This window comes from Apilactobacillus micheneri, assembly GCF_002993975.1.
Taxonomy (GTDB): Bacteria; Bacillota; Bacilli; order Lactobacillales; family Lactobacillaceae; genus Apilactobacillus; species Apilactobacillus micheneri.
The window spans coordinates 25,876-50,035 of the sequence record NZ_POSO01000004.1; the positions used below are offsets into that span (position 1 = coordinate 25,876).

Below are 24,160 nucleotides of genomic sequence, written 5' to 3' on the forward strand. Positions count from 1 at the left end.
TTCGTCATTCTCATATACGATTATAAAATTTGTTAAAAATGGTGTCAATAATTATCTATAGCGTTGAGAACTATTCTTTCTTGACTTACGTTTGCGACGACCTTCTTCTCGTTGTTCAACTCGACGATTCATTTCATCATTACGTTTTAATTCATTCTTAATCTTACGTTTATAACCAGGTTTAATATTACGTTTTTTCTTCTTAATCATACCAATCATGTTTGGTTGAAGTTTATCATGACCACGACGATGAGATTTACGACGGTTGCGATCATAAGTATCTACAATACGACCACCCTTGATAGCCTTAGGTTTAAATGAAATCCCCATTTTTTCTAAAGCATCAATTTCATCCTCTTCATCTGGATCATACAAAGTGATAGCAGTTCCAGACATATTGTTTCTACCAGTTCTACCAACACGATGAATAAAGTATTCTAAATCTTCGGGAATGTCATCATTGATCACATCAGATACCCCTTCAATATCAATACCACGAGCAGCTAAATCCGTAGCCACTACAAATTGGAAATCAAGATTTTGAATTTGTTTCATCATACGCTTACGTTCACGAGGAGTCAAAGCACCCGATACCATTCCAACTTTTAATCCTTGATTACGTAAATATTCATATAGCTCTTCAACTCTTTTTTTAGTATTGGCAAAAATCAATACTAAATATGGTTCACCCATCGTAATTAACTTATAAATTAAATCATTACGATTTTCACCTTTGGTCGATATCAATAAATTATCAATATTAGGATTAATTACAGAAGCATTTGGAATATTTTCAATATATGGATTAGTCATATACTTTTTCAAAAATGTACGTAACTTTTGTGGAATAGTAGCTGAAAATACCATCATTTGAACATCTTTACCAAAACTAGCAGCAATGGTATCAACCTCATTTAAGAAACCTAAATCCATTGTCATATCAGCTTCATCAATCACTAAGTTTTTAGCTGTATGAACATCTAAATGTTGACTTTTAATTAAATCTGCAACTCTTCCTGGAGTCCCGATTACAATTTGTGGTTGTTCATTTTTTAATTTTTCAATCTGACGTTTTTTATCAGTACCACCAACATAATTGGCCAAATGAATAACTTGATCACTATGTTTAGCTAATTGCTTAGCATTTTCATAAATTTGATAAGCCAATTCACGACTTGGCGTAGTAATTACTGCTTGAACACTGTTTTCATCAGGATTAACTTCTTCAAAAATAGGCAATAAAAAGGCATGGGTCTTACCACTACCAGTAGCAGATTGACCAATTACACTTCTCCCTTTCATAATTTCGGGAATTATATTTTCTTGTATTTTTGTTGGTTCTTTAAAATTTAATTCATCTAAGGCATTCATAATAAATGGCTTAAAATTGTATTGCTTAAAAGTAGTTGTCATTATTTATCTCCTTTATAATCAGCAACTAACGTATCTAATTGTTCGATGACCTGCTTAATTTCCTCATCATCTTTAGCAACAGCTCCACTTGCTAATGGATGACCTCCGCCACCAAATTTCTTAGCTAGTTCATTAATTGATGGTCCCTTAGAACGTAGTCTAATGCGATAACTACCATCTTTTTGTTGAACAAAAATTGCCCATGAACTAACCTGTTTAATATTTCCAGGTAATGGAACAACCGCAGAAGTACTCTCATCCCCTAAATTAAATGGTTCTAGGACTTTATCACTTAATATTAAGTAAGCTGCTCCACTATCTTTAATATTTAAATTTTCGTATACATAAGCTGACAAACGTGCTAATGGGATATCAATTTCAGATTCGATATTATTAACTTCAGTTGTAGAAAAATTTAATTTTGCTAATTCAGAAGCTACCCTAAAAGTATTAGCAGACGTTGAAGGATATTTAAATCGGCCAGTATCTCCAACAATTCCTGCATACAATAGTCGGCCAGCTTCATCATTAATTTTTAGTTTCTTAGAAGCATCATATAAATCATAAATAAGCTCAGAAGTACTTGATGCTTCCGGTTTAACCCACATAATATCACCAAACTGATCATCGTTAGGATGATGATCAATTTTAATCATCATTTTACCCTTAGTATAACGAGAATCATCAACACGAGGTTGATTAGCAGTGTCACAAACAATTACTAATGCATTTTTGTAGACATCATCGTCAATATTATCAGTCTTACCTAACCAGTCAAAACCATGGTATTGTTTACCCACACAATAAACTTTTTTGTTAGGAAAAGATGTTTTAATAATATTTGCTAATCCCATTTGAGATCCATAAGCATCTGGATCTGGTCTTTGATGACGATGAATGATAATCGTATCAAAATCACAAATGGCTTTAATAATTTTCTTTTCGGTTGATAAATTAAATGCTTTTAAAATTTTTTGCATAACTATAACTAATGACCTTCAATCTATTTCTTATCTTAATATATCTAATAATTATATCACACGCTTAAAATGTTTAAATAAAATTATTAGAAATAAAAAAAGCAACTTTCATTATCTTGAAAATTGCTTTTTGAATTAATCTTCTTTTTCTGATTTTTCTTCAGTTTTACTTTCTGAACTTTTATCATCATTTGAAGTTGCTTCACCAACACGTTCAGTTACCTTGGCAACTGCGTTCATATCAAATACTAAGTAAATACCATCACAATCTAATGTAATAGTCTTATTTTCAGTATCAATATCATCAACTACACCATGAAGGCGACCAATTGTAACAACATGATCACCCTTTTGTAATTGCTTTAAAGTTTCGGCATGCTTTTGTTGTTGTTTCTTTTGTGGTCTAATAATCAAGAAATACATAACAGCAAAAAGGACGATCATAATTCCAAATCCTGCGAAATTACCCATTATTTTCACCTACTCTTTCAATTCATAACATCTCTATATAATAGGTTATCAGAACTACTATTAATAGTCTACCATAAATTAATTATTATTAATTGGATAATCTAAATGTTTGTATGCAGCTTCGGTAACCATTCTTCCACGAGCTGTCCTTTTTAAATAACCAATTTGTAACAAATATGGTTCATACATTTCAGCAATTGTATCAGTTTCTTCACCAATATTAGCAGCCAATGTATTTAATCCTACCGGTCCACCATTGTAATATACAATCATTGTTTTCAATAATTTTATATCAGTGCTATCTAGTCCCTCGTCATCAACACCTAGCATATTCAAAGAATGATCAACAATTTCCACATCAATATTTTCTTTATCAGATACCTGTGCAAAGTCACGTACTCTTTTTAGTAAACGATTAGCAATTCTAGGAGTTCCTCTAGAACGACGAGCAATTTCATGAGCTCCTTTTGCAACAATTTCAGCGTTAAAAATATCAGCCGAACGTTTTACAATCTCTTCTAAATCTTTAGTTTCATAATATTTCATATGCTCTACAATGCCAAAACGATCACGAAATGGTGCTGATAAAATTCCTGCTCTAGTTGTAGCACCAACTAAAGTAAATGGTGGTAATGGAAAATGAACTGGATGTGCCGTTGGTCCTTGACCAACAACAATATCAACATAAAAGTCTTCCATTGCAGAATATAGCATTTCTTCAACCATTTTAGGTAATCGATGAATTTCATCAATAAATAAAATATCACCTGGTTGTAATTCATTCAGTAAAGCTACTAAATCACCTGGTTTTTCAATTGCAGGACCACTAGTGGTCTTAATACCAACATCCATTTCATTAGCAATAATCATTGCTAAAGTCGTCTTACCTAATCCAGGAGGCCCATAAAGTAAAACATGATCTAATGACTCTTCTCTTTGTTTAGCCGCTTTAATATAAACAGATAATTCTGATTTTAAATCATCTTGACCAATATATTCTGATAAATGTTGTGGGCGTAGAGATTTTTCAACTGATTCTTCATTATCACTGGCACTGTCACCAGAAACAATTCGATTATCGTCCATATTAGTATTCCTCCTTTTAGTATTGGGTTAATAATTTTAGTCCGCTACTTAGGTATTCATCAGTGGTCATGGATTTTTCATTAGACAACTTCTTCTTAACTTTTTCAACATCACGATGTGTATATCCTAAAGCTTCTAATGCCTGTAATGCATCGCTTAATTCTTGATTATTTGAATCATTAGTATCATTTGATTTAGCTTCATCCACATCATCAAATAACGATGGTGCAAGATCGTCAATCTTTCCTTTTAAGTCTAAAATAATTTGTTTAGCTGTTTTCTTCCCAACACCAGGAAATTTAGTTAAATAAGTAACGTTTTCTTCATTAATTGCTTTCACTAAAGACTTAGGATCATTGCCAGCTAAAATTGCTAGTGCATTCTTAGGTCCAATACCAGAAACACTTAGTAATTTTTCAAAAATACTTTTCTCTTCTCTAGTATAAAATCCATATAAAGTCTGTGATGAATCACTTACTGCTTGATAAATAAAAATCTTAACTATTTTTTCTTCATCAGAAGAATAGCGATAAGGATCAGAAGTATGCACTAAATACCCTACTCCTGAAACATCAATAACAACATATCCGGGTTTTACATCTGCTATGATTCCCTTTAAATATTCATACATATTTTTTACATCCTTTTAAATAATTATTCGCTTTTATGTGGATCTTGAATACGTTTAAACATCCTTTCCATATCAGCGTTAGAAAATGAAACTAATACTGGTCTACCATGAGGGCAATTAAATGGATTCTGAACTTTTGATAAATTATCAATTAAATTAATTGCTTGCTTACGATCAAGGTGATGGTTAGCTTTAATTGCACGTTTACAACTCATCATAATCGCAGTTTTAGCACGAAATGATGCAACTGATATCTTTTTATTTTCAATAACCCAATCAATCATTGATCGAATTGTTTCTTCTTCATCAGAACCCTTAATCCAAGTTGGATGTTGTTTGACCACAAAGCTATTTTTACCAAAAATTTCAATATTAATTCCAACACTGTGCAAAACATCAATTTTTTGTTTAATAATAATTGCATCTGATGCTGGATAATCAAGAACTATTGGCACTAACAAGTTTTGTTGATCATCTGAAACATCCCCAATTTCAGTTCTAAACTTTTCATAATTAATTCTTTCTTGAGCAGCATGCTGATCTAAAATGTACATTCCATTATCTGACTCAGCAATTAAATAAGTTCCGTGTAATTGACCAATATAACGTAAATTAGGAAAACGAGTTACTTCAACATCATCCAAATTAGATTCATCAGAATTTAATTCAGATTTAGTTTCTCCAAATGGTAAAGCATCTGATTCATTATCATATTTTTCTTTAAAGTTAATTACTGAAGAACTAATTAAATCAGACTTATTTTTAATAATAATCGAGTTTTCTACATTACTAGCTTCAACATCTGATTTCACCGATTCGTCAATTGTGTCGTCCAAATCATAACTTTTGTTATTATCTTTAAACTTTTCAAGACTACTTACTGGATGGTGAGTCGATGCTTTATTTAAATCCATTTGAATTTGACTAGTTTCATAATGTGGTTTAACTGATCGATCACGATTCATCGCATCTGGAATTAAATTTTGTGGAAAAATAGCATCATAAACAGTTTTAGAAATTAAATTGCATAATTGTTCTTCTTTACTGATACGCACCGTTTGTTTGGTTGGATGAACATTAACATCAATTAAAGTTGGGTCTAAATTGATATTTAAAGTGACAATTGGATAACGTCCAACCATTAATTTAGATCCGTATCCATCGGTTAAGGCTTTAAAAATATTATAATTTTTCACATACCTGCCATTTAAAATAATGGTGACATAGTTTCTAGATGCCCTAGTTAATTCTGGCAAACTAATATAACCATTAATCTTAAAGTCATCATCTTGATTATTGATTTTAATAATTCGTTTTAAATTTCTAGCACCATAAATATCGCCAATTACTTGTTGGAGATTATTACGACCCGAAGTACGAATTAGTTCTCGATTATTATGCACAAGTGAAAAGGCAATATTGGGATGCCCAATTGCTAACCTATCAACAATATCAGTAATCTTAGCTAATTCAGTTTGTAAGGACTTCATATATTTTAATCTTGCTGGAGTGTTATAAAATAGATCACTAACTGTGATTGATGTCCCTCTTCTAGATTCAGAAGGCATAATAGATTCAATCTTGCTTCCTCTAATATGAAGTTTAGTACCTTCATCCCCGGTAGAAGTTTTTAATTGCACATCCGAAACAGATGCAATAGAAGGCAATGCTTCACCTCGAAAACCTAATGAATGAACTTTAAATAAGTCTTGAGGATTATTAATCTTACTGGTGGCGTGACGCTTAAAAGCCAATTTAATATCATCGTTTTCAATTCCGATACCATCATCAACAACTTGCATACTATTTAACCCAGCATCCTTAACGTTAATATCAATCTGCGTGCTTTTGGCATCAATAGAATTTTCCACTAATTCTTTAATTACTGAAGCAGGTCTTTCAACAACTTCACCAGCAGCAATCTGATCAGCTAAAACCGGTGTTAATTCATGAATTTTTGACAAATAATCCCCTCCATTCACTATTTTTCAATTTTTTGTTTCCACTTATAAACAGCGTTCATAATTTCCATTGGTGTTTTAGACATTAAATCCATACGCTTAATTTCATTAATAATTTTAATATCTGCAACATTTTGTTTCTTATTTTTAGGATTGTCATCATTAAATAATGATAATTGATGTTCTTCTTCATCATTTTTAGTTTCATCTTTTGCAACTGGTGAGGTCTGAATGTTCATCACTTTCTCATTATCATCATCTTTATTTTCAAGTGTTTCCAAAATATTATCTGCACGTGATAACAGTTTATCAGGTAAACCTGCCAATTTAGCAACATGAATTCCATAAGATTTATCAGCAGCACCTTTTTTGACTTTATGCAAAAATACAAGTTCACCATTTTTTTCAACAGCTCCAACATGAACATTGGTTAAATGATGTAAAGTCGTTTCTAGTTCAGTTAACTCATGATAATGAGTAGAAAATAGAGTTTTGGCATGAATATTATTATGAACATATTCAATTATTGATTGAGCTAAGGCCATTCCATCATAGGTAGCAGTTCCACGACCAATTTCATCAAATAAAATCAGGCTATTTTCAGTTGCATTTTGAATTGCCTCGTTAGATTCTTTCATTTCCACCATGAATGTACTTTCACCAGAAATTAAATCATCAGCTGCGCCAATTCTAGTGAATATTTTATCAAAAATTGGCATTTGAGCTGATTTAGCAGCAACAAAGCATCCTATCTGAGTCATGATAACTGCTAATGCTAATTGACGCATATAAGTACTTTTACCAGACATATTAGGACCTGTAATTAATAATACATTAGTATCAGGATCCATTTTTACGTTATTTGGCACATATGATTGATGCCCCATAACTTTCTCAACTACTGGATGTCTGCCATCAATAATTTCTAAATCATGATTATCATTTAAAGATGGCTTAACTAAACGATAATTTTCAGATATAACTGCAAAACTTTGTAACACATCAAGGGTTGACACTGCAGTTGCTAATTTTTGTAATCTTTTAATTGATTTTTTTACGTTTTCACGTACTTTACTAAATATCGTATATTCTAATGTTTTAGATTTTTCTTGCGCTTCAATAATTAATTTTTCTTTTTCTTTTAATTCTGGTGTAGAAAATCTTTCAGCATTAGTTAAAGTTTGCTTTCTCTCATAACGATCCTCTGGTAACTTATTTAAATTAGCCTTAGAAACTTCAATATAATAGCCAAAAACATGGTTATATCCAATTTTAAGGTTACTGATACCTGTTGCATTGCGCTCTTTGTTTTCAAGCTCAGCTATCCATTTTTTACCATTATTCATTGCATCACGATAATCATCTAAAGTTTTATTATATCCATCTTTAATCAAATCACCATCAGTAACTGAAATTGGTGGTTCATCAATAATAGAATCATTAATCATTTGTGCAACATCATCCACCGGATCTAAGGCATCATAAATACCATTAAAAGAAGTAGCGTCCATTGATGCTATTTCATACCTTAACTTAGGAATTTGTTCCAAAGAAGACTGTAATTGAATCAAGTCACGACCATTCACAGAACCAAAAGACACTTTTCCAGCTAATCTTTCTAAGTCATAAACTTTAACCAAAATATCACTAATTTCATTGCGTTCATAATAATGATCTAGTAATTCTTGAACCGCATTTTGACGTTGAATAATTTGCTTTTTAACTATTAATGGACGATCTAACCATGTTTTCAGTTTACGACCACCCATTGCAGTTTTAGTTTCATCTAAAAGCCATAATAAACTACCTGATTTTTTATTGGTACGAATATTTTTATTCAACTCTAAATTATACTGCGAGTTATGATCTAATTTTAAAAATTCAGTAGGACGATAAGATTCAGCCGCCTTCATATGAGATAAACTACGCTTTTGAGTTTTGATAATATAAGTGATTAAAAGTTCAGCTGTCTTTTTTTCTAAACTATTAATCAAATTATTGGTTAAATTATTCATATCATCTTCAATATCAATGTCAGATTGATATGACACTAAAATTCCTAATTTATTAAAAGTATTAATATCATCTTCTGAAACATTATCATCAACAATAATTTCTTTAGTTTGTAAACTCATAACTTCATTAATTAAAGTATCAACATTACTTAAAACACTCGTTTTTAATTCACCAGTAGAAAGTTCAGCATAAGCAAAGCCATACTTTTTACTATCTTTGTCGTACTCTAAAGCAGTTAAATAATTATTATTTTTGGCATTTTCAGCACCAGTTTCAGTTTTTGTTCCAGGGGTTAATAATTGTGTAACTGCTCGTTTAACCATTCCCTTGGCAACTCTTGGATCTTCCATTTGTTCACAAATGGCTACTTTATAACCCTTATCTACTAAAGTATTGATGTAAGATTCAACCGCTTTATGAGGAATTCCACACATTGGTATTGGATTACTAGAATTTTTATTTCTAGCCGTTAATGTTAGTTCCAATATTTGTGCTCCTTTTACTGCATCATCATTAAACATTTCATAAAAGTCACCCAAACGATAAAATAAAAAAGCATCTTTATATTGATCTTTAACTTTTTGATATTGTTCCATCATTGGTGTTAATTTCGCCGATTTTACCATTAGATACCTTCCTTACTAAAAATCCTATCCTTGATAAGGATGATCTGGACTAATTAATATTTTCTTTATAGATTTAGCCTTCATACTATGATTATCAATATCAATAATACAACCAGAAACAATTCCACCGCCGTTTTCTTCGACTTCAAATCTAGTGGGACGTTGTGTTAAAAAGCGATGGATAATATTTTCATATTTCATCCCTAAAACACCATCTGTGGGTCCACACATACCTGCATCAGTCATAAAGGCAGTTCCCTTTTTCAAAATACGATTATCATTAGTTTGAACATGAGTGTGAGTACCTACCATTGCACTAATTCTGCCGTCTAAATACATAGCCATAACTTGCTTTTCGCTGGTTGTTTCAGCGTGAAAATCAACAAATATATTATCAACTTTTGAACTTAATTTATTGACTAATTCGTCAATCATTCTAAATGGATCATCAATCGGATCCATAAAAATACGTCCTTGTAAATTAATTACAGCAACTTTTTTGCCATTGACGTTAATAATAGTATAACCATTTCCTGGAACATCTTTACCCGGAAAGTTTAAAGGACGAACTAATTTTTTAGTTTCATCTATAAAATCAAATATTTCCTCATTATTCCATGCATGATTACCTAGAGTAATTACATCAGCTCCAGAATCCATAATATCTTTATAAACCTTGCGATTAATTCCACGACCAAAGGATGTAGCATTTTCTCCATTAACAATTGTTAATTGTGGTTTATAATCTCTTTTTAAGATTGGTAGATATTGTTTTATCATTTTCATTCCGATATTTCCAACAACATCACCAAGAAATAAAATTTTCATATTTATCCTCAATTCATTTATATATATGTAATTAATTTTACACCGATTTAATAAAAATAAAAAAGGCCAAATGGCCTTTTTTATTTTGCATATTCAATTGATCTTACTTCTCTAATGATGGTTACCTTAATATGTCCTGGGTACTCCATATCAGATTCAATTTTATTCTTAATGTCTCTTGCTAAAACAATTGCTTGAGTATCAGATAGTTTATCTGGTTTAACAATTATGCGAATTTCTCGACCTGCTTGAATAGCATAGCTCTTTTTAACTTGATCGAAACTATCACCAATTTTTTCAAGACTTTCAAGACGATGAACGAAACTTTCCAAAGACTTGCTTTTAGCTCCCGGTCTAGAAATTGCAATTTTATTAGCAATACTTACTAATTCTGAAATAATATACTTAGGTTTTCTACTTTCATCATCACTGGCAATTGAATCAATAATAGCGGGACTTTCATGATATTTCTTAGCCAGATCAATTCCAATATCAATATGAGAACCTTCAGTTTCATTATTAACAGAACGACCTATTTCGTGTAATAATCCTGCGCGTTTTGCTAAAACAACGTCTTCGCCTAGTTCAGATGCTAATACACCAGATAATTTTGCGACTTCGATTGAATGACTCAATACATTTCTGCCATAGTAAATTTTGAATTGTAATTTACCAATCATTCCAATCATTTCAGGATTCATAGAATGAATTCCTAAGTCAAAGACAGTTTCTTCACCGATTTCTTGAATTTTTTCGTCAAGTTCACGACGACTTTTATCAACCATTTCCTCAATACGAGCTGGATGAATGCGACCGTCTTTAATCAATTTTTCCAATGCCATTTTAGCAACTTCACGTCTAATTGGATCAAATCCACTCAATACAACAGCTTCTGGAGTATCATCAATGACTAAATCAATCCCAGTGAGGGTTTCAAATGTACGAATATTGCGACCTTCTCTACCGATAATACGACCTTTCATATCATCACTTGGTAAAGTAACCACTGAAACAGTAGTTTCGGAAACAATATCAGCAGCACTTTGTTGTATTGCTTCAATCACAAGATTCTTAGCGTTATTACTTGATTCTTTTTGGGCTTCATTATAACTATCTTTAACCATTTTAGCCCTTTCATCTGCTAATTGATCACTAGTTTCTTTAATAATCAAGTCCTTAGCTTCGTCTTGAGAAAGTGCGGATATTTTTTCCAATTCAGTTTGGCGTTGTTCAACCAATCTATCGGCTTCCTGCTGTTTTTGTTCCAACTTCTTTTGATTAGCGTTAAGTTTTTCATCTCTTCTATTAAGAGAATCTTCCCTTTTATCGAAAGCATCATCTTTTCTATCTAAAGCATCTTCTCGTTGAATTAAACGATTTTCTTGTCTCTGTACTTCTAGACGTCTTTGTTTAATTTCTTTTTCAATATTAGAACGATACTGATTGCTCTTCTCTTTAGCTTCAAGAATTTTTTCTTTAGAAGATGTTTTTGCTTGTCGTTTAGCATTATCTAAGATGTCTTTAGCACTTTTGTGAGCAATAGCCAATTTCTTTTCAACTATGTTTTTGTGTAAAAACATACCAACAAAAGCACCTAAAACAACAGCGATGATTACGAGGATTATATCAATTAATATATAATTCATAAAATTAAGTTACACCTCCAAACCATCAAAAAATGAATTAAATTATATTTTAAGTGTAATTAAATTATTTAAGTACTACTATATTTTAAATTTTACTGATAAAAGTGTCAATATATCTACTTTAATAAACATCGATATTAAGCGAAAAAATAGAGTTATTTAGCATTATAACTAAATAACTCTATTTTTATTGATTATTTACTCTCTTTTTGCTTATTATCTTCTGATTTAGTATCATCAGGTTCTTCTTTTGAGTCATCTTCATCCATGCCATAAGCAACACGAACTTTTTTATTAATTTCACTCATTTTATCAGGATTATCGACCAAGTATTGCTTAGCATTTTCTCTACCTTGTCCGATACGTTCATCACCATATGAATACCAAGAACCAGACTTATTAATAATATCTTGATCAACAGCCATGTCTACCAATTCACCGGTTTGAGAAATACCTTTACCATACATAATATCAACTTCAACACGTTTAAATGGAGGAGCTACCTTATTTTTAGCAACTTTAATCTTGGTACGATTACCTATAACATCAGTACCATTCTTAATTTGTTCTGCTCTTCTAATGTCTAATCGAATAGTTGAATAGAATTTTAGAGCACGTCCACCAGGAGTAGTTTCAGGATTACCAAACATAACTCCAACTTTTTCTCTAATTTGATTAATAAATAGAGCAATAGTTTTAGTCTTATTAATAGATCCAGATAATTTTCTAAGGGCTTGTGACATTAAACGAGCTTGTAGTCCAACATGGGCATCACCCATTTCACCTTCAATTTCTGCACGTGGTACTAATGCAGCAACAGAATCAACTACTACTATATCAACGGCACCACTAGAAACTAAAGCATCACAAATTTGAAGTCCTTGTTCACCAGTATCAGGTTGTGATAATAATAAATCATCAATATTAACACCTAAATTATTAGCATAAACTGGATCTAGAGCGTTTTCAGCATCAATATATGCTGCAGTCCCACCTTGTTTTTGAACTTCAGCGACTGCTTGTAATGCAAGTGTTGTTTTACCGGAACTTTCTGGGCCATAAATTTCCACAATTCTTCCACGAGGGAATCCACCCACTCCAAGTGCATTATCTAATGCAAGTGAACCAGTTGGAATTGTTGAAATTCTAGTGTCTCCACGATCTCCCATTCTCATAATGGATCCTTTACCGAATTCTTTTTCAATTCGTTTTAAAGCACCATCTAGAGCGGCTTTACGTTCATCAGCCATTCAATGACCTCCTTAAAAAATACTTCATTCCTAAATATTCAATATTTATACTATACTAATCTATACTAAAAAAAGCAAGTAAAAAAGGAACAAATGTTCGCGCTATTTATTATACTCATCTGCAATCATTTTCAGGGCAGCATTCACAGATTTAACCCTTACATCATTACGATTTCCATCAAAGTGAAACTCTTGAGCATAAGGTAATTGGTCTAAAAAATCTATTCCTATAAAAACGGTTCCCGCAGGATTATTTTCTAAGGAATCAGGACCTGCTACCCCTGTGAAAGAAACTCCAATGTTAGTATGCATTTTTGTCTTAGATTGCTTAGCCATCCAAATTGCAGTTTTATCAGACACAACTCCATTTTTATTAATAATATCGTTTGGAATATCTAATAATAACTCTTTGGCAGCATTAGAATAAGTAACAAATCCACCAGGAAAAATGGCAGATACTCCTGAAACGTTTCCTAAAATGGATTGAAACATGCCTGCAGTTAAACTTTCAGCGGCTGTAATCGATATATTATCTTTAATAAGACTTTTAATGATTGAATAATCAATATTCATTATTATTTCGACCTTTCAATATTAAATACGTAAAAAACTATACTTATTTAAAAAGAATCAGAAAATAAATCTTTGCTTCTTACAAAGTATTCAATCCCTGAATAAACTGTAAAGAATAAACAAATATACAGTATAATTGTTCCTAATCCAATATTAAATGGTAATGTAATGAAATCATTCATTAGTAACAAGATAATTGAAATCATTTGACTTGCAGTCTTAATTTTTCCAGGCCAGGCTGCAGCAATCACTTCACCATCATTTTCAACGGCTATTAATCTTAGTCCAGTAACTGCTAATTCACGGCATACAATGATTGCAGCTACCCATGAGGGAACTAAACCATATGATACCAAAATAATGAAAGCAGACATTACAATCATTTTATCAGCTAATGGATCAGCAAACTTTCCAAAATTTGTAACTAGCTTTTGTCTACGAGCAATTTGCCCATCTAAGAAATCAGTGATACATGCTAATGCAAATATAATAGCACCAATAATTCTAACGATAGGAACCGTTGTACCAAATAAAATAGTAGTTCCTAAATTCAAAGGAAATGCCAATAATAAAATAAAAATGGGAATCATAATAATTCTAATCAATGTTAATTTATTAGGTAAATTCAAAATATAATACTCCTTTTTTGATATTTCAGATTAAAAAAAGGGCTATTAAGCCCCATTTTTTATTTAAATTTTATATTTAAAACAGTAGTCATAGGCACACTCTTATCAAGATTTAACAACTTATTGTTAATTAAAATCTTAGTTGATGGCACATTTCCTAATGACATAGAAACATCTTTAGTTCCACTAGGTAATTTAACAGATTTCTTATTACCAGATTCTTGTGAACCTGAAAATAGTGACTTACCATTAGTTGAAATAGATGACCAAGCACGATTACTTGCATCTAATGTAATAGTATTTTCCTTACTACCACTAACTTCATATTCAGTTGCATTAACCTTTTTAATAGAGGTTTTATTGATATTTTTCTTAGGAGCAGGCTTTTTGTCTTGTTTTTTATTATTATCAGCATTTGATGATTCAGATTTTTCAAAAGAACCACTAACTGAAACAGAACTATTGTTACTATTAATATTTGTATCTGCAGATTTATTGGTTTTAGCAACAACTCCCCAAATAACAAAAATAACAATTAATACAACAATAACAACGCCAACAATTGGAACAAATTTTCTAAAAGAATTAATTTTTTCTTCTTTATTTTGACGCTCAGATCGTTTTGATAAAGTATCTTCTGATACTTTTTGACTATATTCTTCGGTTTGAGTATCAGGTAAGCTATCATCATGTTCATTGAGCAGTTCCATTCCATCGATACCTACAGTATCTGCATACTGTTTAATGAAAGCTCTAACATAAAAATCACCTGGTAGTTCTGAAAAATCTTCATTTTCAATTGCTTCCAAATAGTGAGCCTGAATTTTGGTAATCTTTTGTACATCTTCTAATGACATACCTTTTGCAACACGTGCATCATGTAGTGATTTACCGATTTCTACTTCTTTATTTTCGTCTTTTGCCATAGAAATTACTCCACTTAAATATATTTTTCATAATTTTAGTATATCACAACATAATGAAAATTTAGGAATTAAAATAATTATTTATTAGAATATGGAATAATTATATTAGAAATAATATTATCGCCTAATAACAACTTAGCACCATATTCCTTTAAATCATTGATAGTAATATCATTAATTAGCCTAATTTCATCATATAAATTTATAAAATTATTATCACTATCCCCTAAATTGTTAGCTGTAGCTTCAATAGAATTCATAATCAAAATGTGTTGACCAATTTCTTCACGTTTAATTAACTCTAAATCATCAGTATAATTATCTAAATTATTAATTGCGTTCATCAAAATATCTTTGATGTTATTTATAAATTCTTTTGGATATTCAGTATCTCCAGCAATAATGGAAAAATTAAAGTTTCTATTGCAATCAAAATCAAATCCAAAGGAGTCATCAATAATGCCATGATTATACAAATAAGCATAATTATCAGAATCCTCAGAAAATAATATTTCTAATAGTAATGAAATTGAAAGCTCATACTTAATATTTTTGCCTAATGCTGAATCTCCCTTAATTCCAACAGCAACTTTAGGGTTAAAAACATCCATTTGTCTTCGATTCGAGTTATTAATTTTTTTAGAAGGAACTTGAATTCTTTCAATATCTTTCGCAGGTAAAAAAGTCTTGTTATCTTGATTTTCTTTAATGATTTTAATTACTTCATCAGGATCAACATTTCCAACAATGTTTAATTGCATATTAGCTGGCTGATAAAAAGTCTTGTGAGCAGTATATAAATCATCAGCAGTGATTTTATTAATAGACTCTACAGTTCCAGCAATGTCAACATTAAGATGACTATCAGGATACATATTTTGAATTGTATTGAAATATAATGCAGCATTAGGATCATTGTTATACATCTTGATTTCTTGAGCGATAATTTCTTTTTCTTTATTAACTTTTTTTTCATTAAAATAAGGAATTTGAACAAAATCAAGTAAAGTATTCAAATTTTCATTAACATAGTTAGTACAAGAAAATAAATAACTAGTACGATTAAAGCTAGTAAATGCATTAGAACTAGCCCCATACTTGGAAAAAACATCCATTGCATCATAGCCGTCTTTATCAAACATTTTATGTTCTAAAAAATGTGCAATTCCAGCCGGCATCTCTTTTTTTTCATTATCATAACTAATAAAAGTATTATCAATTGAACCATATTTTATAGTTAAAGAAGCATAGGTTTTCTGAAAACCTTTTTTCGGTTCAATAACCACTGTTAGCCCATTTTCTAATTGTTCTTTATAAACAGTTTCATTATATTGAGGATATTTAAGTTCTATCATTTTTATTTATTATCTCCCTTCAATAAAAAAACAGTTTGTAACTGAACTTTTTTAGCAACATTCGCAATTTGATCAACATTAATTGATTCAATATTTTTACGCCATTTTTCAAAATTCCATTTTTTATTTAATAACGAATTAACAAATGATTGTTCTAAACTTTGTCTAGGATTATCCAAAATAGATCTTTTAGCAGTGATCATCTCAGATTTAATACTGTTTAAAATATCAAGATTGATCTCTTTGTTTTGAATAGAAACCAATTGTTCATTGATAATGGACTGCACTTTTTCAGCATTATTGGCATCAATTCCGGAGTTCACCATAATGACTCCATTCAAAGAATTAAACATACTATTTGCATAATATGCCATACTATATTTTTCTCTAACATTTTTAAATAATTTGGATTGAGCACTACCACCAAAAATAGCATTAAACAGCAATGCTGCAAAAAAATCATTAGAATCATAATAAATAGGCAAATTATATGCCATATTAAGATTACTTTGTGTAGCATTTGTATTTTCAGTAATGTATTCAATTGCATTATCATTATGCTTAAAACAATCTATTTTATAAATTTCATCACGATCAGATAAATTAATTTCATTAATATATGAAATTAACTTATCATCATCAAATTTACCTAGCGCAGAAATTCTAATGTTATTATCTTTTATAACATCTTGGTAGTATTTATATTCGTCAGAAGAATTAATTTTATCGTATTGATCAACATCCCCAAATAAAAATTTACCTCGATTAATATCATCTTGATAATAAGATTTCTTAAGCTTAATTGATGCATAATATTGTTTATCATCAGCAACTGAAGAAATATATTTTTGCATATTTGATTTTTGTAAATTAAAGGTATCATTATCAAAAGCATTATTAGATATTAATGGGTGCATCAAAATTGAATTTAAAAATTGAATAGCATCTTTTAACAATGATGAAGAATTCCCCGGAATAAATTCAGGATTAGGGATGCTTAAATTTATTCTAATAACCGATAAGTTTCCATATCTCAATAAATTAGTACCAAAACTAGCCCCATACATTTTAGATAATTGACGAGCAAGTTTTGTTTGTGTTGGATAATCTGCATTGTTAGTTTCAAAAAGTTCTGCCAATAATGCCCTTTTTTCAAAATTATTGATATTCAAAGGTTCGATTAAATCACAAGTAATTGTGATTGTTTTAAATTTATCATCATGAATAGTATTCAAACTAACTCCATTTGAAATATATTTTTGCAATATTTAACCTTCCTTTTGTTGTGATTGTTTTTCTAAGTTTAATAATGGGGATTTATATTTCTCACCAAACCATTTATGACAAATTTTTTTCAATTCACCAGTCTTGGCTAGTTCACTAAGACCAGCATTGATTTTATTCTTCATTGTTTTATCGCCCTTACGCAATCCAACAGAAAATTCTTCATTGGGGAATTTACCCGTTGATACTTTATACATTGATGGATCAGATTGATGAGCAATATAGTAATTAGCATAGTTACTATCTATTAATAAACCATCAATTCTACCATGAGTTAGATCAATAAAAGCATTAGTAAATGAGTTATATAAAATTGGATAATTATTTTTAATTTTATCTTTTAAAACTTTAGGATTATTATTTATATCATTTAATCCAGAAGATCCACTTTGAGCACCTAATATTTTATTATGCATATCATTGAAATTATTAATATGTGAAGACTTTAAAGTAACTAGTTCTTGCTCATTGGATAAGTATGGTTTAGTAAATGCAACATTTTTCTTTCTTTCTGGAGTTGCAGAAAATCCATTCCAAATTAAATCAATAGTTCCATTGCGCAATTCAGTAACATTCATTGACCAATCAATTTGTTGAAAGATTGGTTTAATATCATATTTTTTGAAAACTGCTTTAGCTAAATCAACGTCAAATCCTGTAATTTGACCATTTTTATTTTCATATCCCATTGGTACAAAGGTCACATCAAGTCCAATTGTAACTTTCTTATCTTTTTTTATTTTACTCCAATTATCTTGCGTATTGGCTCTTTGCGTTAAAGACTGACATCCAGTTAGAGTCATCACACATAAAAAAGATAACAGCAATATTAGAATGCTATAAACTTTCTTGTTCATAAGTCATTCACCTCTTAAATTGGTTTTACTTCTTTTATTTTGTCAGAAATTTGATTAGCAAATTGGATATCATGAGTTACAACTAACTGTGTAATGTTTTTATTTTTTAAGTTCAAAATAATATTTCCAACTTCCTCACTTAATTTGGGATCCAAGGCAGAAGTCGGTTCGTCGTAACAAATAATTTTAGGATGCATAGCTAAAGTCCTAACAATTGCTACACGTTGCTTTTGCCCTCCAGATAATTGATATGGATATAATTCTTCCTTACCACTTAAATTTAATTGATCAATTAATTTTTGAGCTTCATTTTCTGCTTCTTCTTTTGATTTCTTTAAAACTAATTGAGGAGCTAAAGTTATATTATCAATAACCGTTAAATTAGGAAATAATCCATAGTCTTGGAAAACAACTCCTATCAAAGATTCAGAACTATCACTAGGATCAAACTTCTTACCATCAATGTAAAAATCACCTGAATCAAATGATTCTAATCCCGTGATACATCTTAATAGTGTAGTTTTACCTGCTCCTGAAGGTCCCACTATTCCAAGAATTTCGTTGCTATCTACAGACAAATTCATGTTTTTAATTATTTGTTTATTTTGAAAACTTTTATTTAGATTTTCTATTTGAAACATTAAAATCGCCTCCTATTTCCAGTAATTAAAACGTTTTTCTAATTTTCGTAAAATTAAAGTTAATAATGCCGTTAAAATCAAATAAAACACTGCTACTAAAATCAATGGTAATAAAGTGACATCTCTCGCAGTAGCGATATTACCGGCTTGCAATAAATCACCAATTCCAATTACATATACTAAGGAAGAATCCTTAACTAAATTAATAACTTCATTTCCAATTGATGGTAAAACGATTTTAAAAACTTGTGGAATAATAATTTTTCGTAGTGTTTGCCAGTTAGATAAACGTAACATTTTGGCACTCTCAAATTGATTTTGAGGGATTGATTGAAAACCACCACGAAATATTTCAGCAAAATATGCGGCATAATTTAGAGAAAATGCAATTAATGCTGCTTCAAAACGTGGAAAAACAATTCCTATGATGGGTAAACCATAAAAGATAAAAATCAATTGCAATAATAGAGGTGTCCCCCTCATTATCCATACATAAAATTCGAAAATAGATTTTATAAAACTTTTACCTGTTAAAGCTAATGAAACTAAAATTCCCAATGGAATTGAAATTAATAAAGTTAACCCAAATATTTCTAAAGTTGTTAATACTCCAGAAAATAATGATGGTAGTATTTCAAATATATAATGCATTTAATATCGACCTCCTTAAATAAAAAAACGTCCTCTTAGTTAATTCACTAAAAGGACGTTCAAACGCGGTTCCACCTAATTTTCTACTTTACTCGCATAAAGTAGCTTGTTGAGTATAAAACTCAAAAGATAACGGATTAAAACCGGTCTATTCTTAATAACTTCAGAATAACAATTTACAGACGTGAAACGTTAATAATAATTGTCTAATTTCACCACAAATAGACTCTCTATAAATTATCATTTAACGTGCTTCTGATCATAATTTTTTTAATTTATAAAAATAAGAATAACTTAATTTAATGATTAAATCAAATTTAATTTATTTTTTATGACTAAATAGATGGGTCAGTTTGCTCCAAAAGCCCTCTTTTTTAGCTGAATTATGAATGTTCATAAGAGGAACTGTTTCTCCTTCTAATCTTCTTGCAACATTGCGATAGCCCTGTGCAGTTGGATTTTCTGGATCCATAACAATGGATTTACCAATATTAGAAGTACTGATAACTTTATCATCATCAAGAATCACACCCAATAAATCGATGCCTAAATGAGTAGTTATTTCATCAATATCCATATAACTATCATCTTGCATCAAAGAGGTTCTAATTCTGTTTATAATTAATTTAGGTGATTCTTTTAATGGATGTTGTTCTAACAAACCAATAACACGATCAGCATCTCTAACGGCAGATATTTCAGGAGTTGTTACCACAATTGCTCCATCAGCTCCAGAAACAGCATTAATAAATCCTTGTTCAATTCCTGCAGGGCAATCGATGAACACGTAATCAAAGTCAGGCTTCAACTCATCAACAATATCTTTAACTTGTTCTTGATTGACAGCATTTTTATCAGTATTTTGTGCAGCCGGTAAAAGATATAACAAATCATCAAATCTTTTGTCTTTTACTAATGCTTGAACTAATTTAGCTCTTCCATCAGCAACATCAACAATATCGTACATAACTCGATTGTCTAGACCTAAAACAACATCTAAGTTTCTTAAACCAATATCTAAATCAATTAAACAAACTCTTTTACCCATCATTGCTAAAGCAATTCCAATATTAGCACTAGAGGTAGTTTTACCAACTCCACCTTTTCCTGATGTAATTACAATGGCTTTTCCCATTAAATAATACCTCCAATCCGATTAAAAAACTTTGGATTAATTTCTTTTAAATCATTAATTTTACCATAACTCAATAGATGTAAATCATTAACATAAACAACCGTATTTTCTTCATCATCAATTGGGTTATCTGAAACAATATCATATTGCTCACCAACTCTAACTTGTTGAGCGTTATGTAAATTACCAATAATTAATTTATCTTCATTATCAGGATATCCTGCCTGAATAATTCCCTTAACATTACCCATATTATAAATGTTACCTGATGCAAATAGTTTACCACCTTCATGAACAGTTCCAAAAAATAATACATCTCCATCGACATTTACCTCTTGCCCATTTCGGATAGTTTTGCTCATTGGTTCAATATACTTTTGTTTAAATTTAGCTTTTGCATCTTCTTTAGTTAAAACATTGGAAATAAAATGTCCAACTGATAAACCATGATAACTATTTATATTATCTATTATAATATTTTTTGCTCTTGAGAAAATAAACGATTACCAATACGAATATTTAATTTAATATTTTCTGATTTTTTTAAATTGTTTTCACTCAACCTATTTAAAAGATTTTTTAAATCTATATTAATTTGTTCTAAGCTTGAAGATTCATCTAAAATTACTTCATAACCAGATTGAGTTCCCTTTAACACAGCCGATTGCATTAATCAATTGCTCCTCTTTCAATATTTTTAATCTAAACGTTCAAATAAAATTTGACATGGGATGTATAAAATAATTAAAAATATAATATTAATTATTAGCGTAGGTCCCAAGACATGAACTAAGAAAAAGCTGTCTGACATACTAGTTAAATTTTGTAATTTATTTGCAAAAAAAGATAACAAATAGATTATTGATAAATCAATAAAATAAATCAAAATTGCACTAAAAATATCGACAGAAAGTAATTTATATAATTTTTTACCTATATATATTGCTAGCGGAAATATAAATAAATATACACCTATAATACCAGTATAATACATATCAAATATCAATCCAGCTAGTGCCGCCCACAATTCAATTCTAATATTAATTCTTTGTATGAAAAACATAGCAAAAAATAACCATAAGAATGTTAGTTGAGGAATAAAGTAGTAATTACTAAATAATAAATGACTGAATACTAAGGAAATTGATCCATCAAAAAATAATGCAATAAATATTCCAATTGGTAGAATATATTTTAAAGGAGAGTGACTTAGCATATTTATATCCTCCCTATTCTTTCTTAGCAGCTACGGTGACAACTTCTAAGTCATTCATACTAGCTGGAGTTTTAATATAAACTTTAGATGAAGTTCCATAATCATCAGTAGTATTCTTAGCTACTGATCCGACATAAAGTCCCTTAGGTGTAATGCCTCCAAGACCATTAGTCGAAACTTTATCACCCTTTTTAAGTTTAATTTCAGTATTCAAGTGTCCCATTATTAGTTCGCCAGTATTTCTATCAAAACCATTGATTAAACCATTAACAGTTTTACCATCTTTATTGGTAATTGCTACTGAGAACTTATTACTAGAATCAGAATTATCTGAAATTAATTCAACTTTACTATTAGTAGTGTTAACTTCTGAAACTCTTCCAATTAATCCATTACCGCCTAATACTGGCATGTTTTTTTGTACGCCAGCACTACTACCTTTGTTAATAATAAATTGGCTCTGCCAAGCAGAAGGTGTTCTAGATAATACATTTGAAGTAATTGCTTGATAATCAGTTAAACTAGCGTTCATTTTTAGTTGTCTTTTTAACTGTGCATTTTCTTGTTGTAATGCTTGATCTTTAACTTTAGTTGAAACTACAGTTGATACTTGAGATTTTAATTGTTGATTTTCTTTATAAGTATTAATTAAGTTGTTAATATTTTCTGATCCATGACGCACAGTATTAACTGGAAAAGCAACAACTGTACTTGTAATACCAACAATATCGTTCCCAAATCGTTGAATAAAGGGAGGCATTGAACGATTGTTTCTAGTGCTAACCGATAAAGTCATAAATCCAAGCGCTAAAACAATACAAACAATTATAATTACCCATTTACGATTGGAGAAAAACTTATGCATCTTTAATTCCTCCGGACTTAATAAATAAGTGGGAAGATTTTAAATCTCCCCACTTAAATTAATTTATTTTCTCTTCATAACATCAATATTCTTTAATGATTCACCAGTTCCGATTGCAACACAATCAAGCGGGGTCTTAGCGATAGAAACAGGTACTTTAGTTGCTTCAGAAATAACTTGTGGTAAGTTTTTAAGTAAAGCTCCACCACCAGTTAAAACAATTCCATGATCAATAACATCAGCTGAAATTTCAGGAGATGTTTCTTCCAAGGTTTCTTTTACAGTACTAATAATTTCTTGAATAGGTTCTTCGATTGATTTAGCCACATCTTCAGCTGAAATTTCAATGCTCTTTGGTAAACCAGTTAATAAATAACGGCCACGAATAGTAACATTTTCAATATCTTTAGCTGCTTCAAGTGAAGCCGAACCAATATCCCATTTCAATTTTTCAGCAGTTCTTTCACCAATTAACAAATTGTAATGTTTACGAATATATGTAGCAATTGCATCGTTTAAACGATCTCCAGCTACTCGTAATGAACGACTGGAAACAATTCCACCAAGTGAAATTGTAGCAACATCAGTTGTTCCACCACCAATATCAACTACCATACTACCAGTAGGATCCATAATTGGTAGTCCAGCACCAATAGCAGCAGCGAAAGGTTCTTCAATTACATAAGCATCCCTAGCTCCAGCTACCCTAGTAGCATCAATAACTGCACGTTTTTCAACAGCAGTAATCCCACTTGGTACACAAACCATTACGTATGGTTTACCAGCTGAATGACCAATAGTCTTATTAATATAATATTTTAACATGGTTACAGTAGTATCATAATCAGCAATTACTCCGTCTTTCATTGGACGAATAGCAGAAATACTAGCTGGAGTACGTCCAATCATATCTCTTGCTTCTTGCCCTACCGCAACAATTTCTCCAGTTTTAGTATTTTTAGCGACAACTGAAGGTTCTCTTAACACAATTTGTTTACCATCAACATAAACAATTGTGTTTGCAGTTCCTAAATCAATTCCAATGTTTTTAGTTCCAAATCCAAACACAATTTTTCATCCCTTCATAATTCATTTGGTTGGCTTATTATTTTTTTCACCT

24 protein-coding genes are annotated in these 24,160 nt (G+C 30.5%); all 24 read right to left on the reverse strand.

Features of this window, described 5'->3' with window-relative positions; genetic code table 11:
• Positions 1-51 precede the first annotated feature (51 nt).
• Positions 52-1,413 carry a DEAD/DEAH box helicase gene (locus tag C7N41_RS06140; RefSeq protein WP_105964818.1) on the reverse strand — a complete coding sequence of 454 codons (1,362 nt, stop codon included), beginning with the start codon at positions 1,411-1,413 and terminating at the stop codon, positions 52-54.
• On the reverse strand, positions 1,413-2,393 hold the full coding sequence (locus C7N41_RS06145) for a DHH family phosphoesterase (protein WP_105964819.1): 981 nt from the start codon (positions 2,391-2,393) through the stop codon (positions 1,413-1,415). The genes C7N41_RS06140 and C7N41_RS06145 overlap by 1 nt, the downstream gene beginning before the upstream one ends.
• Before the next feature lie 135 nt (positions 2,394-2,528).
• The gene (gene yajC, locus C7N41_RS06150; RefSeq protein WP_105964820.1) at positions 2,529-2,864 is read right to left on the reverse strand and encodes a preprotein translocase subunit YajC; all 336 of its coding nucleotides are present in this window, start codon (positions 2,862-2,864) and stop codon (positions 2,529-2,531) included.
• A 78-nt stretch (positions 2,865-2,942) separates the two neighbouring features.
• Complete coding sequence (gene ruvB, locus C7N41_RS06155; RefSeq protein WP_105964821.1) at positions 2,943-3,950, reverse strand: Holliday junction branch migration DNA helicase RuvB; 1,008 nt, start codon at positions 3,948-3,950, stop codon at positions 2,943-2,945.
• Positions 3,951-3,966: 16 nt separating this feature from the next.
• The gene (gene ruvA / locus C7N41_RS06160) at positions 3,967-4,581 is read right to left on the reverse strand and encodes a Holliday junction branch migration protein RuvA (RefSeq protein ID WP_105964822.1); all 615 of its coding nucleotides are present in this window, start codon (positions 4,579-4,581) and stop codon (positions 3,967-3,969) included.
• A 23-nt stretch (positions 4,582-4,604) separates the two neighbouring features.
• Positions 4,605-6,545, reverse strand: a complete 1,941-nt coding sequence (gene mutL / locus C7N41_RS06165) for a DNA mismatch repair endonuclease MutL (RefSeq protein ID WP_105964823.1) — start codon at positions 6,543-6,545, stop codon at positions 4,605-4,607.
• Between the two features lie 17 nt (positions 6,546-6,562).
• The gene (gene mutS, locus C7N41_RS06170) at positions 6,563-9,184 is read right to left on the reverse strand and encodes a DNA mismatch repair protein MutS (protein ID WP_105964824.1); all 2,622 of its coding nucleotides are present in this window, start codon (positions 9,182-9,184) and stop codon (positions 6,563-6,565) included.
• Positions 9,185-9,208: 24 nt separating this feature from the next.
• On the reverse strand, positions 9,209-10,012 hold the full coding sequence (locus C7N41_RS06175) for a TIGR00282 family metallophosphoesterase (RefSeq protein ID WP_105964825.1): 804 nt from the start codon (positions 10,010-10,012) through the stop codon (positions 9,209-9,211).
• A gap of 80 nt (positions 10,013-10,092) precedes the next feature.
• Positions 10,093-11,658, reverse strand: coding sequence for a ribonuclease Y (rny, locus tag C7N41_RS06180; RefSeq protein ID WP_105964826.1), 1,566 nt, complete (start codon positions 11,656-11,658; stop codon positions 10,093-10,095).
• A gap of 194 nt (positions 11,659-11,852) precedes the next feature.
• Positions 11,853-12,908: a recombinase RecA gene (gene recA / locus C7N41_RS06185; protein WP_105964827.1), complete on the reverse strand. Its 1,056-nt coding sequence runs from the start codon at positions 12,906-12,908 to the stop codon at positions 11,853-11,855.
• A 102-nt stretch (positions 12,909-13,010) separates the two neighbouring features.
• Positions 13,011-13,481, reverse strand: a complete 471-nt coding sequence (locus C7N41_RS06190) for a nicotinamide-nucleotide amidohydrolase family protein (RefSeq protein WP_105964828.1) — start codon at positions 13,479-13,481, stop codon at positions 13,011-13,013.
• Between the two features lie 47 nt (positions 13,482-13,528).
• A complete protein-coding gene (pgsA, locus tag C7N41_RS06195; RefSeq protein WP_105964829.1) occupies positions 13,529-14,110 on the reverse strand; it encodes a CDP-diacylglycerol--glycerol-3-phosphate 3-phosphatidyltransferase in 582 nt (193 codons plus the stop codon).
• A gap of 59 nt (positions 14,111-14,169) precedes the next feature.
• Positions 14,170-15,036 (reverse strand): helix-turn-helix domain-containing protein, encoded by an 867-nt coding sequence (locus C7N41_RS06200; protein WP_105964830.1) that lies wholly within the window; start codon positions 15,034-15,036, stop codon positions 14,170-14,172.
• A gap of 77 nt (positions 15,037-15,113) precedes the next feature.
• Positions 15,114-16,391: an EF-P 5-aminopentanol modification-associated protein YfmH gene (gene yfmH, locus C7N41_RS06205; RefSeq protein ID WP_105964831.1), complete on the reverse strand. Its 1,278-nt coding sequence runs from the start codon at positions 16,389-16,391 to the stop codon at positions 15,114-15,116.
• A gap of 2 nt (positions 16,392-16,393) precedes the next feature.
• The gene (gene yfmF, locus C7N41_RS06210) at positions 16,394-17,656 is read right to left on the reverse strand and encodes an EF-P 5-aminopentanol modification-associated protein YfmF (protein ID WP_105964832.1); all 1,263 of its coding nucleotides are present in this window, start codon (positions 17,654-17,656) and stop codon (positions 16,394-16,396) included.
• 3 nt (positions 17,657-17,659) lie between these two features.
• The gene (locus C7N41_RS06215) at positions 17,660-18,532 is read right to left on the reverse strand and encodes an amino acid ABC transporter substrate-binding protein (protein WP_105964833.1); all 873 of its coding nucleotides are present in this window, start codon (positions 18,530-18,532) and stop codon (positions 17,660-17,662) included.
• 14 nt (positions 18,533-18,546) lie between these two features.
• Positions 18,547-19,173: an amino acid ABC transporter ATP-binding protein gene (locus tag C7N41_RS06220; protein WP_105964834.1), complete on the reverse strand. Its 627-nt coding sequence runs from the start codon at positions 19,171-19,173 to the stop codon at positions 18,547-18,549.
• Positions 19,174-19,185: 12 nt separating this feature from the next.
• Positions 19,186-19,824, reverse strand: a complete 639-nt coding sequence (locus C7N41_RS06225) for an amino acid ABC transporter permease (protein WP_105964835.1) — start codon at positions 19,822-19,824, stop codon at positions 19,186-19,188.
• 322 nt (positions 19,825-20,146) lie between these two features.
• Positions 20,147-20,959, reverse strand: coding sequence for a septum site-determining protein MinD (gene minD / locus C7N41_RS06230; RefSeq protein WP_105964836.1), 813 nt, complete (start codon positions 20,957-20,959; stop codon positions 20,147-20,149).
• A complete protein-coding gene (locus tag C7N41_RS07800; protein ID WP_225362879.1) occupies positions 20,959-21,321 on the reverse strand; it encodes a septum site-determining protein MinC in 363 nt (120 codons plus the stop codon). The genes minD and C7N41_RS07800 overlap by 1 nt, the downstream gene beginning before the upstream one ends.
• Positions 21,322-21,428: 107 nt before the next feature.
• Entirely contained in the window at positions 21,429-21,629 is a 201-nt protein-coding gene (locus C7N41_RS07805; protein WP_225362880.1) for a hypothetical protein, read from the reverse strand.
• 27 nt (positions 21,630-21,656) lie between these two features.
• Positions 21,657-22,175, reverse strand: coding sequence for a rod shape-determining protein MreD (gene mreD / locus C7N41_RS06240; protein WP_105964837.1), 519 nt, complete (start codon positions 22,173-22,175; stop codon positions 21,657-21,659).
• 13 nt (positions 22,176-22,188) lie between these two features.
• Positions 22,189-23,040 carry a rod shape-determining protein MreC gene (gene mreC / locus C7N41_RS06245; RefSeq protein WP_105964838.1) on the reverse strand — a complete coding sequence of 284 codons (852 nt, stop codon included), beginning with the start codon at positions 23,038-23,040 and terminating at the stop codon, positions 22,189-22,191.
• Between the two features lie 63 nt (positions 23,041-23,103).
• On the reverse strand, positions 23,104-24,108 hold the full coding sequence (locus tag C7N41_RS06250) for a rod shape-determining protein (RefSeq protein ID WP_105964839.1): 1,005 nt from the start codon (positions 24,106-24,108) through the stop codon (positions 23,104-23,106).
• Between the last annotated feature and the right edge of the window lie 52 nt (positions 24,109-24,160).

Excerpts from the sequence above, each read along its gene's own strand:
- C7N41_RS06140 (WP_105964818.1), bottom strand. The coding sequence starts at position 1,413 with ATGACAACTACTTTTAAGCAATACAATTTTAAGCCATTTATTATGAAT.
- C7N41_RS06145 (WP_105964819.1), bottom strand. The coding sequence starts at position 2,393 with ATGCAAAAAATTTTAAAAGCATTTAATTTATCAACCGAAAAGAAAATT.
- yajC (WP_105964820.1), bottom strand. The coding sequence starts at position 2,864 with ATGGGTAATTTCGCAGGATTTGGAATTATGATCGTCCTTTTTGCTGTT.
- ruvB (WP_105964821.1), bottom strand. The coding sequence starts at position 3,950 with ATGGACGATAATCGAATTGTTTCTGGTGACAGTGCCAGTGATAATGAA.
- ruvA (WP_105964822.1), bottom strand. The coding sequence starts at position 4,581 with ATGTATGAATATTTAAAGGGAATCATAGCAGATGTAAAACCCGGATAT.
- mutS (WP_105964824.1), bottom strand. The coding sequence starts at position 9,184 with ATGGTAAAATCGGCGAAATTAACACCAATGATGGAACAATATCAAAAA.
- C7N41_RS06175 (WP_105964825.1), bottom strand. The coding sequence starts at position 10,012 with ATGAAAATTTTATTTCTTGGTGATGTTGTTGGAAATATCGGAATGAAA.
- rny (WP_105964826.1), bottom strand. The coding sequence starts at position 11,658 with ATGAATTATATATTAATTGATATAATCCTCGTAATCATCGCTGTTGTT.
- recA (WP_105964827.1), bottom strand. The coding sequence starts at position 12,908 with ATGGCTGATGAACGTAAAGCCGCTCTAGATGGTGCTTTAAAACGAATT.
- C7N41_RS06190 (WP_105964828.1), bottom strand. The coding sequence starts at position 13,481 with ATGAATATTGATTATTCAATCATTAAAAGTCTTATTAAAGATAATATA.
- C7N41_RS06200 (WP_105964830.1), bottom strand. The coding sequence starts at position 15,036 with ATGGCAAAAGACGAAAATAAAGAAGTAGAAATCGGTAAATCACTACAT.
- yfmH (WP_105964831.1), bottom strand. The coding sequence starts at position 16,391 with ATGATAGAACTTAAATATCCTCAATATAATGAAACTGTTTATAAAGAA.
- C7N41_RS06215 (WP_105964833.1), bottom strand. The coding sequence starts at position 18,532 with ATGAACAAGAAAGTTTATAGCATTCTAATATTGCTGTTATCTTTTTTA.
- C7N41_RS06220 (WP_105964834.1), bottom strand. The coding sequence starts at position 19,173 with ATGTTTCAAATAGAAAATCTAAATAAAAGTTTTCAAAATAAACAAATA.
- C7N41_RS06225 (WP_105964835.1), bottom strand. The coding sequence starts at position 19,824 with ATGCATTATATATTTGAAATACTACCATCATTATTTTCTGGAGTATTA.
- minD (WP_105964836.1), bottom strand. The coding sequence starts at position 20,959 with ATGGGAAAAGCCATTGTAATTACATCAGGAAAAGGTGGAGTTGGTAAA.
- C7N41_RS07800 (WP_225362879.1), bottom strand. The coding sequence starts at position 21,321 with ATGAGCAAAACTATCCGAAATGGGCAAGAGGTAAATGTCGATGGAGAT.
- C7N41_RS07805 (WP_225362880.1), bottom strand. The coding sequence starts at position 21,629 with ATGCAATCGGCTGTGTTAAAGGGAACTCAATCTGGTTATGAAGTAATT.
- mreD (WP_105964837.1), bottom strand. The coding sequence starts at position 22,175 with ATGCTAAGTCACTCTCCTTTAAAATATATTCTACCAATTGGAATATTT.
- mreC (WP_105964838.1), bottom strand. The coding sequence starts at position 23,040 with ATGCATAAGTTTTTCTCCAATCGTAAATGGGTAATTATAATTGTTTGT.